This window comes from Bacillus sp. MBGLi79 (assembly GCF_002953915.1).
Genome location: NZ_CP026521.1, coordinates 2,043,113 through 2,056,375, shown reverse-complemented (window position 1 = coordinate 2,056,375; position 13,263 = coordinate 2,043,113). Strand labels below are relative to the sequence as shown.

The following is a 13,263-nucleotide window of genomic DNA, read 5'->3' as shown; positions in this document are numbered from 1 at the left end:
TCAGTCATTATACTTCCATAATAATTGGGATGATCATCGGTTTACGTTTCGTTTTTTCATAAAGGAATTGGTTCAAAGCATCCCGCATTGCCTGCTTCAGCGTTGACCATTCAACATTTGATGTTTCAGTCGCTTCTGTCACGATGGAACGAACAAGCTCAGTAGCCTGTACGATAAGACCTTCAGACTCTCTTACATAAACAAAACCGCGAGTGATAATTTCTGGTCCTGATACAAGATGTTTCTTTTGTTTATCAAGTGTAATGACAACGATTAAGATTCCGTCCTGTGAAAGCAAGCGGCGGTCTCTCAATACGATATTGCCGATATCACCGACACCTAGCCCATCAATTAAAATATTGCCGTAAGGAACTTTATCCCCGATTTTTACGTTTTGGCCGCGGAACTCAACGACGTCTCCTTTTTCAATTAAGAAGATGTCACTGCGCTTCATGCCGGTTTCTTCAGCGATTTTTGAATGGGCTTTTTGCATTCTGTATTCGCCGTTTACAGGAATTAAATATTTTGGTTTAAGCAGATTGATCATCAGCTTTAACTCTTCTTGTGAGCCGTGGCCTGATACATGAACACGCTTTTGGGCAAAGATGACTTGTGCACCGGCTCTCGCAAGTAGGTCCACTGTTTTAGAATAAATGAGTTCCTGCCCGGGAATTGGAGTTGACGCAATGACAACCGTATCCCCTTCTTCAATGTTCAGCTGTTTGTGAGCTTTGTTTGCCATTCTTGTAAGGGCAGCTAATGGTTCACCTTGGCTTCCGGCTGTAATAATGGCCACTTCACGCTTCGGATATTTCTTCACATCCTGTACAGAAATAAATAATTCATCATCTGCTTCAATGTATCCTAACTTTCTTGCCAGCTGCAGGACAGATTGAAGATTTTTTCCGGCTACGGCAATCTTTCTGCCATTTTGAGCCGCTGCATGAATCACTTGCTGAATCCGGTTAATATTGGATGCGAAAACAGCAATAATCACCCGGTTCTCTGAATTATACAGCGCATCCGAGATTTCTCCGCTGACAGCCGATTCCGAAGGAGTATAACCCGGCCGTTCCGCATTTGCACTGTCAGAAAGCAGGGCAAGCACGCCGCTATTTCCGATCTTGGCGATTTCGCCAATGTCGCACGTCTGATTAAGTGCAGGTGTTTGGTCAAATTTGAAGTCTCCCGTGCATACAATAGATCCAAGTGATGTTTTAAAGCTCACACCTACAGAATCAGGGATGCTGTGAATCGTTCTAAAGAACGATACTTTTGTCGATTCAAATGTAATGACAGATTTGGAGTGAATTTCTCTTAAATCAGTTTTTCGGTTATGTCCGTATTGTTTTAATTTCTCTCTTAACAGCGCAAGCGTCAGCTTTGTTCCGTACACTGGAACTGACAGCTTGTTTAATAAGTAAAAAACACCGCCGATATTTTCATCGTGCCCGTGCGTTAAAAAGATTGCCTTGACGCGATCAGCCCGTTCAATCAAATATGATATGTCAGGAATCACCACATCAATACCGAGCATTTCATTTTCTGGATGCATAAGGCCGGCATCAACGACAAATATGTCTGAGTCAATTTCAATGACATAAAGGTTCTTCCCAATCTCTCCGACACCGCCAAGGGCGATAATTCTAACGTTTTCTGTATTTTTCTTTTTCAAAATCTATATCCTCCTAGTCTCATACCCGTCCATCATCACTTGTTCCTATTATAACTGAAAGTAAATTTAGAAAACAAGATAAAGCAGAAGGTTTAGGGAAAACCAATATGTAAAAGAAACGGTCAAACTCAGCTGAATGTGAGAATGACCGCGTTTGTTTCACTGTATGAAATTTTCTTACAGTTCGCTGATCGTGCTGCTTAAGCTCAGACGTTCATCCTCGGTTAACGGGACAAGAGGCAGACGCACAGAACCGACATCAAGACCTCTCAGCTGAAGCGCTGTTTTGACTGGAGCAGGGTTAGGCGCTTTAAACAGTTCCTTCATAATCGGCAGCAGTTTCTGATGAATCAGTGCCGCATTAGCTGTTTGCCCATTCGTATAATTTTTGATCATTTGCTGCATATCAGTGCCTGCGATATGGCTCGCCACTGACACAACTCCTCTTCCTCCAACTGAAAGAATTGGAAGCGTCAGAGCGTCATCCCCTGAATAGACATAGAAGTCTTCAGGCGTTTCAGCAATAATTTTTGTAATCGCTTCGAGGTTGCCGCTCGCTTCTTTAATCGCAACAACATTCGGAATGTCTGCCGCCAAACGGATCGTCGTTTCAGGAGCCAGAGAAGCAACCGTACGGCCCGGAACATTATAAAGCATAACCGGAAGTGATGTCTCTGCCGCAATTGCTTTAAAATGCTGGTACATTCCTTCTTGGGAAGGTTTATTGTAATACGGCGTAACAAGCATAACAGCGTCCACGCCTGCTTCCTCAGCTTTTTTTGTCAGCTTAATGGAATCTTTCGTATTGTTGCTTCCAGTACCGGCGATAACCGGAACCCGTCCGTTTACTTCTTTTACCGTATATTCAAAAAGCGCAATTTTTTCTTCAGTTGAAAGGGTTGGAGATTCTCCAGTTGTTCCCGCTACTACTAAAGAATCCGTTCCGTTTTTCAACAAGTAGTCAATCAGTGTAGACAGTTTTTGAAAGTCTACGTTCCCTTTATTGTCAAAGGGTGTAATCATCGCTGTAGACACATTTCCGAAATTCATTTTATTCACCTCATCATGATTCAATCACATTTACTTGGAAAGTTCAAACACTTCATGCAAAGCGTTTACAGCAGGAACCATATCCGCTTCATGGACGAGCACCCATATCGTCGTATGGCTGTCAGCCGACTGAAGAATCGGAATTTCTTTTTCTGAAAGAGCTGACACAATTTTGGACGTAACACCGGGAACACCCATAATGCCCGCACCGACCGCCGATACCTTCGCGCAGTTTCTTGTTACCATTGGATCATAGCCCATATCCATTAAAATACGCTGAGCTGTTTCTGTTTTATTTCCGGCTACCGTATAAACGATTTCACTAGGTGTAATGTTAAAGAAATCGACACTGATTCCAGCGTTCGCCATTGCCTTGAACACTTCAGTCTGAACATTATACTGGCCGATTTTTGAAGGCACCTTGAACTGCGTGACATCTTTGACATGAGCGATTCCCGTAATCAGCCTTTCAAAAACATCACTGCCGACCTTGGAAGAGTGATGTGATGTCACCAATGTACCTTTATCCTTCGAATAAGTCGAACGGACGCGGATCGGAACCTTGGCCTGCATCGCGATTTCCACAGCACGCGGATGAATGACCTTAGCTCCCTGATACGCCAGGTTGCAGATTTCCGTATACGTCACGACAGGAAGCGGTTTCGCATTTTCCACAACTCTTGGGTCTGCAGTCATTACACCTTCTACATCGGTGAAAATATCGATGTATTCTGCATCAACAGCTGCTCCGAGTGCGGCTGCAGACGTATCACTGCCCCCTCTGCCGATTGTTGTTGTATCACCTTTTTCAGTTGCGCCCTGGAAGCCTGCGACGACCACCGCATCATGATTGGCGAGCACACCGAATAAACGCTCCGGTCTCATTTCAATGATTTTCGCATTGGAATGCTGATCATTCGTTAAAAAGCCAGCCTGAGCCCCTGTCAGCGCAGCTGCTTTCACTCCGTTATCAAGCAGCATGCTTGTAAATACGACAGAGGAAATGGTCTCTCCGCAAGATAAAAGCAAATCCTGCTCCCTTGGAGAAATCGCTGACTGATCGCCGTAAAGCAGCCCCAGCAAAGAATCTGTTGCATACGGGTCTCCTTTTCGGCCCATCGCTGAAACGACAACGACAACCTTATATCCTTCACTGATTGCTTCTTTAATATGCTCTAAAGCCAGTTTGCGGCCTTTATCATCTTTTACTGATGTTCCGCCGAACTTTTGAACAATTATCTTCACTGTTTTCACTCCAAATTATTCGGACGTAACAGAAGAGAGCAGGCTGATAGTGCCTTACTCTCTTCTATTCGTCTTTAGGAAATTCTCTCTTTTATACGAGGTTTAGTTTTTTCAGGCTTTCTGCAATTTGAACAGAGTTCCATGCTGCGCCTTTTAATAGGTTATCAGAAACAACCCATAAATGAAAACCGTTTGCTCTGTCCAAGTCTTTGCGGATGCGGCCTACAAACACATCGTTTTTGCCGACAGCATCGGCAGGCATCGGATAAAGCTGCTGGCTCGGGTCATCCTGAAGTGTCACGCCCGGAGCTTCTTTTAATAGATTTTTAATATCTTCAACTGTAGCGTCATCACGGTCTATTTCGATGTAGACAGACTCTGAGTGCCCAGTTTGAATTGGCAGTCTCACACATGTAGCCGCTACTTGAAGGTCAGGCATGTGCATGATTTTTTTCGTTTCATTGATCATTTTCATTTCTTCAAACGTATAGCCGTTATCCTGGAATTTATCAATTTGCGGAATCGCGTTGAAGGCGATTTGATAGTGTTTTTTGTCACCTTTTACAGGCATGATCTCAGGCTCTATTTCTTCTTTATTTAAAATTGCCTGTGTTTGGCTGTAAAGCTCTTTTACAGCTTCATTACCCGCTCCTGATACTGCCTGGTAAGTTGATACGATGACTTTGTTTAAGCCGTATGTTTTACGGATCGGCTCAAGAGCCGCAACCATTTGGATTGTAGAGCAGTTTGGATTGGCAATAATGCCGTTGTGTTCATGCAAGTCTGCCTCATTCACTTCTGGCACAACAAGCGGTGTATTTTCGTCCATGCGGAACGCGCTCGTATTATCTATAACAATAGCGCCGCGTTTTACAGCTTCTGGTGCCAATGCTTGTGATACGCTTCCGCCGGCGCTGAACAAAGCAATATTTACCCCTTCAAAGCTCTCAGGAGAAGCTTCCTGAACAGTCAGCTCTTGGCCTTTAAACGTGACTTTTGTCCCCGCAGAGCGTTTTGAAGATAGCAATGTAAGTGTGTCCATTTCAAAGTTTCTGTCTTCAAGTGTTTTAAGCATTTGTTGTCCCACAGCCCCTGTCGCTCCGACAACAGCTACGTGTAAACCTCTTCCCATCTGTAAAACTCCTTCCGCCAATCAGCTTCATTGAATTGATTTGACTATGATTTTACGTTTTATTTTACCATAGAATATGCGGGTGATGACCGAATTTTTTAGTTTGGGAATGATTTTCTGTAAATTTAGTCATTTCCCTGATAATTCTCAACGAGAACCGGCTGAAGCTGCTGGTGCAATAGCGCCTTTTCAATCGTTTGCGGAAGCAGATCCATTTTGGCTACCATTGAATTCGGTTTTTTAAATGGATCGTCTTGCCCGAATGGAATAAAAAAGATATTTTTTGTTGACATGAGCCTCATTAAATTTGTTCCGTTTAAACCGAGTGCATCATTTGTTGAGATACCTAGAACGACTGGCCGATTGTTTCGGATTGTCGCTTTTGCCGCCATCAGCACCGGGCTGTCCGTCATGGCATTTGCCAGCTTGCTCATTGAATTGCCTGTTAAAGGCGCAATGACCATGCAGTCAAGGGGCAGCTTCGGCCCAAGGGGTTCTGCCTTTACAATCGAATCAATGGCCTCATATCCAGTCAGGTCTTCAATTTTTTTAACCCATTCTGCACCCTCTCCAAATCGGGTATTTGTGGATTTTACGTTAAATGTGACAACCGGACGAACTTCAGCTCCTTCGCTGACCAACGCCTCAATTTGCGGAAAAACCGCTTCATATGTGCAATGCGATCCGGTCAGCCCAAACCCGATTCTTTTTCCTTTTAATGACGACATCCTTATTTCCCCTCCTCAGCTTGTATTTCAGCCAAAAGCTTGCTCAAGACGTTTGCAAGGATTTGCCCAGCCGTTTTAGGAGCGACAATTCCTGGAAGGCCGGGAGCAAGAAGTGCTTTAATCCCCTGTTTTTCGGCATATTTAAAATCCGTTCCCCCGGGACGTGAGGCCAGATCCAATATTAAGGTTTTCGGTGTCATACAAGAAAGTACCGCTTGATTTAAAATCATACTCGGTATGGTATTAATGCAAATATCTATATCTTTCACATGCTCTTTCAGCTCATCGGTATGAAAAGGAACGAGCCCCATTTCAGTGATACGTGCCAGATGCGCTGAACTTCTTGCCCCCACTTTTACATTCGCCCCGAGCGCGGCAAATGTCCGGGCAATCGTCATCCCGGTGCGCCCGAGACCGAGAACGGCCACCTGAGATCCGTGTATCGTATAATCCGTGTGCTGAATAGCCAGCATAATCGTTCCTTCTACTGTCGGAATAGAGTTGTATATCGCAATGTCATCCCGCTCAAACAGCTTAACAAGTTTTCTTTTTGCCTGAGCTGCAATGTTTTCTAAATAGGCATTAGAAATACCTGAGAAAATGACACAATGTGCAGGCGTTTTGTTGAGATGCTCCTGTTTTAACACAACCTCTTCATTCGAAAATACAGTCGATACGACACCTTCTCCTGTTGTTGCGGATACTGGGAGAATGATGCTATCTATTTGTTGAAAAGGAATTTCATCAATATTGCATTTTACTGCTCCGGTAAAACCGTGATCCAATTGGTCAAACCCGACAAGATAGATGTCAGCCTGCTGTTCAGTGAGCTTTCTTATAATTTCGAGCTGTCTTGCGTCACCGCCGATAACTGCAATTTTCAATCCGGTTAACATTCTAAACGTTCACCTTCTTTGTATATACTGGATCTCTAGTTGTTAAGCTCCCCTTCATCTTATGATCAAAAGGAAATACCGGTGAATATAAAAGATGCGCTTTTTCTATATAAAAAAACATCGGCTCTGGCAGCCGATGTTTCAGATGTCTTCTTTAGAACCCGCATTACAGACAATTAGGCGATTTACTCTTGTCGAGGAGACATTTCCTCAGGTACATCTAATATGATCATATCTGATCCGATCTTTTGAATATGATGCCATGGGACGCGAATGTCATGACCTTGTTTTCTTAAACCAAACCACTTAACTGTGGGAATGAGGAGTGCTGTAATTTGTCCATCCTGTTCATTAATTTCTAAATCGGTCTGGCCGAGCACTCCGAGCCGTTCAGCTCTTTTGATGTCTACGATTTCCTTTCCTGATAATTCACTGAGCCGCATGTCTGTCACCCCCTTGTACTATGTATGATGGAAAGGATTAAAAAATGCCTGCCCCATTATGGGGCAGGCTTTCCTTTTTAAGATGGCATATTGCCGGAAGGGCTGATCAGTGCTAATGCATAGTCTTCTGTGAACAATTGTCTGGCAAGGCCGTTGACACGCTCTAAGTTCACGGCGTTTAATTCATTGATGATCTCATCTAATGTTTTATGTTTGCCGAGAAGCAGTTCATTTTTCCCGTTTCGGCTCATTTTGCTGTTTGTGCTTTCTAAGCTCAGCATTAAGCTTCCCTTCATTTGCTCTTTGCTGTTTTCCAGCTCTTTCGAAGTAACACCGTCACGTTTTAATGTAGCAAGCGTTTCTTGAATTGTTTCTGACAGCTGCTGAAGCTGATTTGCACCCGTTCCGCCGTAAATCGTTAGCATTCCGCTGTCCTCATACGAGCTGTGATAGCTGTAAACAGAATAAGCAAGTCCTTTATCTTCACGGACATCTTGGAACAGCCGGCTGCTCATGCTGCCTCCGAGCACATTGTTGAGGACGATTAAATCATAAATACGTTCATGGCCAACCTCTAAGCCTTTAAATCCGAGGCACAAATGAGCCTGCTCTGTTTCTTTTTTTCTCGTCAGTTTTTCCGTGTGGAACTCAGGCTTCTCAAGGCCTGTCGCTTTGCCTTTCGCCTCGTATGACCCGAACCATTTTTCCACATCTTTGATAAAACTGTCAGATATATTGCCCGCTACCGAAATCACCACTCGGTCCGGCGTATAATAATCATTCATGTATTGTCTGAGAGAGTCACCGTTAAAGGAAGCAAGCGTTTCTTCCGTGCCAAGAATTGGGTAGCCTAAAGAATGATTGCCGTAAGTGGCTTTGCTCAGTAAATCATGCACAATGTCGTCCGGCGCATCTTCGTACATTTTAATTTCTTCATATACTACATTTTTCTCTTTTTTCAGCTCGTTTTCATCAAACGTTGAATGAAAGAACATATCTGCTAATACGTCCAGCGCGTAATTCGCATGCTCGTCAAGCACCTTTGCATAGTAGCAGGTATATTCCTTTGAAGTAAACGCATTGACTTGACCGCCAATACGATCAAAAGATTCTGCTATCTCACGTGCAGATTTTGTGCTCGTCCCTTTAAAGAACATGTGCTCTAAAAAGTGAGAAATTCCGTTTATCTCCGGCGTTTCATGTCTCGACCCTGTGCCGATCCATACGCCGATCGCAACAGAACGGACTGTCGGGTTATTTTCCAGCACAACTCTTACACCATTTTGACACGTATATCGTTTAATCAAATTTGTTCCTCCTATTCAAAGACAAGCTGCCTTCATCTGTTACTTCAATAGTCTTGTTTCATCCATTAGTTCAGTGACTGTTCCAAGTGCGTATCCTTTGTCTTTTATCTTTGTAATCAGCGCTTCAAGACTTTCCGCCGTAGGGTCAGTCGGATGCATTAAAATCATGGCACCATTATGTATCTTGCTTAACACTCTTGTCTGAAGTACAGACGGAGCCGGCTTTTGCCAATCGATTGTATCAACTGTCCACATAACTGTTCCCATCTGTTTCTCAGCTGCAATATCGATAACCGCTTTTCTGAAACTTCCGCTCGGCGGAGCGAACCACTTTGGCTTTACGCCGATTGATTGTTCTATTTGCTCATTTGTCTTGTCGAGCTGCTCGGAAATTCTTCCTGTAGTCAGTTTGCTCATATCCGGATGATTGTATGAATGATTTCCGATTTCATGTCCGTCTTTTGCAATCTTCTTAGCGAGCTGTTCATTGTTTCTCACCCAATTGCCTTCTAAAAAGAAAGTAGCTTTGACATGGTGCTTTTGCAGAATAGGAAGCATTTTTTCCAAATACTCATTTCCCCATGCCACATTGATTAAAAAAGCAACCATCGGTTTGTCAGGATTTCCTTTATAAATAGGCTCAGGCTGAAGTGACTCAAGATGAACGCTTGGTTTTACTTGGCTGTACACCAGGTCATTTTCCCGAAACTCGCCATGCTTTTTCATTTTTTTATATGATTGCTCAATATTGACCTTTAATCCATTGTATCCAGGAATGCTTTTCCACACTTTATCAATTCTTGCATTCTGGGGCTTAACTTCGTACTCCGGCGCTTTTTGAAGCAATTCTTCATATAACGGGTCTTTGGACGCCGTGACAGTCACCGTATCTTTTTTCATTGCCCCTATATAATCAAGTGCATGCGGATTTTCCATCATCTCAAATGAGACAAAAAAAAGAAATAAAAAAACGGCAAACGGTACAAATTTTTTGTACATGTTCTGTCCCCCCTCACCTCACATTATGAAGAAGAAGGACAAGGTAGAACCCGCCTGCTTTTGAAAAGCTTCAAAATAAAGAAGCCGGGTCTCCCAGGCTCCTTTTATGTTTTCATTTAAGATTGTTGTTCTTCTTTTTCTTTCTCTTCACGGAGCACCGCTTTGCGGGATAAATTCACTCGTCCTTGTTTATCAATTTCAGTGACTTTGACAAGAATCTCGTCTCCGATCTTCACAACATCTTCAACTTTCCCTACGCGTTCAAGCGCAAGCTCTGAAATGTGCACCAAACCGTCTTTTCCGCTGAAAATTTCAACGAAAGCCCCGAATTTTTCAATCCGTTTCACTTTACCTAAGTAAAGCTGGCCGACTTCAACCTCTCTGACAAGGTCTTCAATGATTTTTTTCGCTTTTTGGTTGCCGCTTTCATCTGTAGAAGAAATGAAGATTGTGCCGTCCTGCTCAATATCAATTTTAACACCGGTTTCTTCGATGATCTTATTGATTTGTTTTCCGCTTGGCCCGATGACATCACGGATTTTATCAGGATTAATGGCCATTGTTAAGATCTTAGGCGCATATTGAGAAAGCTCTTTTCTTGATTCGCTTAATGTTGCAAGCATGCTGTTGAGGATTTCCATTCTGCCCTTTTTCGCCTGCTGAAGCGCTTCTTCAAGAATCTCCCTGGAAAGGCCTTCAATTTTAATGTCCATTTGCAGGGCCGTTACGCCTTTTTCAGTTCCCGCTACTTTAAAGTCCATATCTCCGAGCGCGTCTTCCATGCCTTGGATGTCAGTCAAAACAGTGTAATGTTCGCCTGATTTGACAAGACCCATCGCAATACCAGCAACTGGCGCTTTAATCGGTACACCTGCATCCATCATTGCAAGTGTGCTTGCGCAAATGCTTGCTTGAGACGTAGAACCGTTTGATTCAAGCACTTCTGAAACAAGACGGACAGTATAAGGGAAGTCTTTTTCAGACGGAATAACTGGCTCAAGCGCGCGCTCCCCCAGTGCTCCATGTCCGATTTCACGACGTCCCGGTCCGCGCATCGGTCCTGTTTCCCCAACGCTAAATTGCGGGAAGTTGTAGTGATGCATAAATCGTTTCGACTCTTCGACACCTAAGCCGTCAAGGATTTGCACATCTCCCAGAGCACCTAGCGTACATACGCTGAGGGCCTGAGTTTGTCCCCTTGTAAATAGACCTGAACCGTGCGTTCTTGGCAAGAGGCCAACCTCTGAAGAAAGCGGGCGGATTTGATCGACACCTCGGCCGTCCGGTCTTACTTTCTCTTCAGTAATCAGGCGGCGAACTTCATTTTTCACCAGCTTGGATAATATCTGCTTCACTTGTTTGATTGTATCTTCATCATGCTCTTCATCCTCGAATTTTGCCACAACTGCGCTCTTCACTTCGTTAATGGCATCTTCACGAGCATGCTTTTCATGAACTTGGATAGCTTTCAGCAGATCCTCTTCTGCTAAAGCTTTTACTTTTTCGTTAAGCTCTTCATCAATTTCAAAGAGCTTAATTTCTGATTTCTCTTTGCCGACTGCCGCAACAATTTCTTCTTGGAATGCAATCAGGCGTTTAATCTCTTCATGGCCGAACATAATGCCTTCAAGCATGATTTCCTCAGGAACTTCGTCCGCTCCCGCTTCTACCATGTTAATGGCATCTTTCGTGCCGGCAACGACAAGATTGATGTCGCTTTTTTCAAGCTGATCAACTGTTGGGTTAATGATAAATTGATCATCAATGCGTCCGACAGTAACCCCTGCAATTGGTCCTTCAAACGGAATATCCGATACAGAAAGCGCAAGAGATGAACCGAACATGGCAGCCATTTCTGAAGAGCAGTTTTGGTCAACACTCATGACAATGCTGATGACTTGAACTTCATTACGGAATCCATCGGCAAACAAAGGACGGATCGGACGGTCAATTAAACGGCTGGCAAGAACCGCTTTTTCACTCGGGCGTCCTTCTCTTTTAATAAAGCCGCCCGGAATTTTCCCTACCGCATATAATCTTTCTTCATAGTTTACAGTAAGAGGGAAGAAATCAAGCGGTTTTGGTTCTTTTGAAGCGGTTGCTGTACTAAGTACTGCTGTATCACCGTAGCGGATCATCACAGCACCATTTGCCTGTTTGGCAAGCTGGCCGGTTTCAACAGTAAGCGTTCTTCCGGCCCAATCTATGGTAAAGACGTGTTTTTCTTGTCCCATACGATTACGAACTCCTCTCTTCGTTGTGTGAAATAATCAATTACTCCTATTATGAACGAAATGAATTGAACATATCAATGTCAAAGTAGTATGTAAAAGGATTTCAATGATTTGTTATAAGAAATTTCGCTTTAATACGATAAAAAAGCGGGAATCCTCCCGCTTTTTACGATTATCGACGTAAGCCTAGTTTGTTAATTAACTCACGGTAACGAGTTACGTCTTTATTACGTAGATACGTAAGAAGATTACGACGCTTACCTACCATTTTAAGAAGACCGCGACGTGAGTGGTGGTCTTTCTTGTGAGTACGTAAATGCTCGTTCAAGTTGTTAATTGAGTCAGTTAGGATAGCGATCTGAACTTCTGGAGATCCAGTATCAGATTCGTGTGTTTTGAACTCGTTGATGAGTTGGTTTTTACGCTCTTGAGTAATTGCCATCCTGTTTCACCTCCAAATCATATTTAGCCCCAGTTACCTAGCAACCGTCGGTGACTTCGGATTGCCAAGCAATGGTTTTAAGACTACGAAAACTATCATACTAAAAATCGTGCCTATATGCAAATATTTTAGAATAAAATTTGCGTGCGTTGCAAGTTATTTCCGCAAATTGTTGAAATAACGGATGGCTTCCTGCTTATCTTTCTCAATTTGCTCTGTTAATTCTTTGATGCCATTGAATTTTCGCTCGCTCCGAATCCGTTTGTACCATTCGATTTTTATAGCGGCTCCATATACCTCTTGATCGAAATCAAACAGATTGACCTCAATGGAAGGCTGTTCAGGGCGCTTTTCATAAAACGTCGGCTTATAGCCGATATTGCAAACGCCATTGTAGACTTCGCCGTTCACTTCCGCTTTTACGGCATATACACCCGTTGGCGGAACGATATAGCTGTTATTTAAACCGACATTTGCTGTCGGAAACCCGATGGTCCGCCCTCTTTTATCACCATGAATTACAATTCCTTTTATAAAATAAGGCTGTCCAAGCAAGACATTCGCCAATTCAACATCTCCGTTTTGAAGCGCGGTACGGATATACGAAGAACTGATTTTTTTATCCTGCTCCGTTAATTTTTCTACCATGGTGCACTCAGCTTTTCCGTCTAAATCAGCCGGCATGGTCTCCATTGTACCCTTGCCGTATTTGCCGTACGTAAAGTCAAAGCCTGCCACTGCGTGCTGCACATTAAGGCCGATAATATACTGGTCTATAAACTGCTTGGGAGAAAGAGAAGCAAACACTTCGTTAAATTTAACGACATACAGAATTTCTGTACCTAATTGTTCAATTTGGTTTATTTTATCTTCAAGAGGCGTAATTAGATCCTTTGGCTCCTTATCCCTGCCCAAAACGTGAGAAGGATGAGGATGAAAGGTCATCACAGCCAATGTCAGGCCTTTTTCTTCGGCTATTTGCTTCGCTGTGCCGATTACCTTCTGATGTCCAAGATGAACGCCGTCAAAATAACCTAACGCCATCACTGATTTTGCCTGCTTCTCTTTTATTAAATGATGAGGATGTGTAATATGTATCGTCTTCACAGAAC

General features: G+C 43.3%; 12 protein-coding genes. All 12 read right to left on the bottom strand.

The annotated features are described in order from the left end of the window. Positions 1–7: 7 nt before the first annotated feature. Entirely contained in the window at positions 8–1,675 is a 1,668-nt protein-coding gene (rnjB, locus tag C1T29_RS10500; RefSeq protein WP_014664010.1) for a ribonuclease J2, read from the bottom strand. 177 nt (positions 1,676–1,852) lie between these two features. Continuing rightward, on the bottom strand, positions 1,853–2,725 hold the full coding sequence (dapA, locus tag C1T29_RS10495; RefSeq protein ID WP_095431318.1) for a 4-hydroxy-tetrahydrodipicolinate synthase: 873 nt from the start codon (positions 2,723–2,725) through the stop codon (positions 1,853–1,855). Positions 2,726–2,755: 30 nt separating this feature from the next. Then, the gene (gene dapG / locus C1T29_RS10490) at positions 2,756–3,970 is read right to left on the bottom strand and encodes an aspartate kinase (protein WP_095431317.1); all 1,215 of its coding nucleotides are present in this window, start codon (positions 3,968–3,970) and stop codon (positions 2,756–2,758) included. A gap of 91 nt (positions 3,971–4,061) precedes the next feature. After that, positions 4,062–5,102: an aspartate-semialdehyde dehydrogenase gene (gene asd / locus C1T29_RS10485; RefSeq protein ID WP_014664007.1), complete on the bottom strand. Its 1,041-nt coding sequence runs from the start codon at positions 5,100–5,102 to the stop codon at positions 4,062–4,064. 125 nt (positions 5,103–5,227) lie between these two features. Then, positions 5,228–5,830, bottom strand: coding sequence for a dipicolinate synthase subunit B (dpaB, locus tag C1T29_RS10480; RefSeq protein WP_069149611.1), 603 nt, complete (start codon positions 5,828–5,830; stop codon positions 5,228–5,230). A gap of 2 nt (positions 5,831–5,832) precedes the next feature. Next, entirely contained in the window at positions 5,833–6,726 is an 894-nt protein-coding gene (gene dpaA, locus C1T29_RS10475; RefSeq protein ID WP_095431316.1) for a dipicolinic acid synthetase subunit A, read from the bottom strand. A 185-nt stretch (positions 6,727–6,911) separates the two neighbouring features. Continuing rightward, a complete protein-coding gene (locus tag C1T29_RS10470; RefSeq protein ID WP_014664003.1) occupies positions 6,912–7,169 on the bottom strand; it encodes a YlmC/YmxH family sporulation protein in 258 nt (85 codons plus the stop codon). 77 nt (positions 7,170–7,246) lie between these two features. Next, the gene (locus C1T29_RS10465) at positions 7,247–8,476 is read right to left on the bottom strand and encodes a M16 family metallopeptidase (protein ID WP_095431315.1); all 1,230 of its coding nucleotides are present in this window, start codon (positions 8,474–8,476) and stop codon (positions 7,247–7,249) included. Between the two features lie 39 nt (positions 8,477–8,515). Next, positions 8,516–9,475, bottom strand: coding sequence for a polysaccharide deacetylase family protein (locus C1T29_RS10460; RefSeq protein ID WP_095431314.1), 960 nt, complete (start codon positions 9,473–9,475; stop codon positions 8,516–8,518). A gap of 116 nt (positions 9,476–9,591) precedes the next feature. Next, positions 9,592–11,709, bottom strand: coding sequence for a polyribonucleotide nucleotidyltransferase (gene pnp / locus C1T29_RS10455; protein ID WP_095431313.1), 2,118 nt, complete (start codon positions 11,707–11,709; stop codon positions 9,592–9,594). Positions 11,710–11,881: 172 nt separating this feature from the next. Further along, positions 11,882–12,151 carry a 30S ribosomal protein S15 gene (gene rpsO, locus C1T29_RS10450; RefSeq protein ID WP_003220957.1) on the bottom strand — a complete coding sequence of 90 codons (270 nt, stop codon included), beginning with the start codon at positions 12,149–12,151 and terminating at the stop codon, positions 11,882–11,884. 156 nt (positions 12,152–12,307) lie between these two features. Beyond that, positions 12,308–13,258, bottom strand: coding sequence for a bifunctional riboflavin kinase/FAD synthetase (ribF, locus tag C1T29_RS10445; RefSeq protein ID WP_095431312.1), 951 nt, complete (start codon positions 13,256–13,258; stop codon positions 12,308–12,310). Between the last annotated feature and the right edge of the window lie 5 nt (positions 13,259–13,263).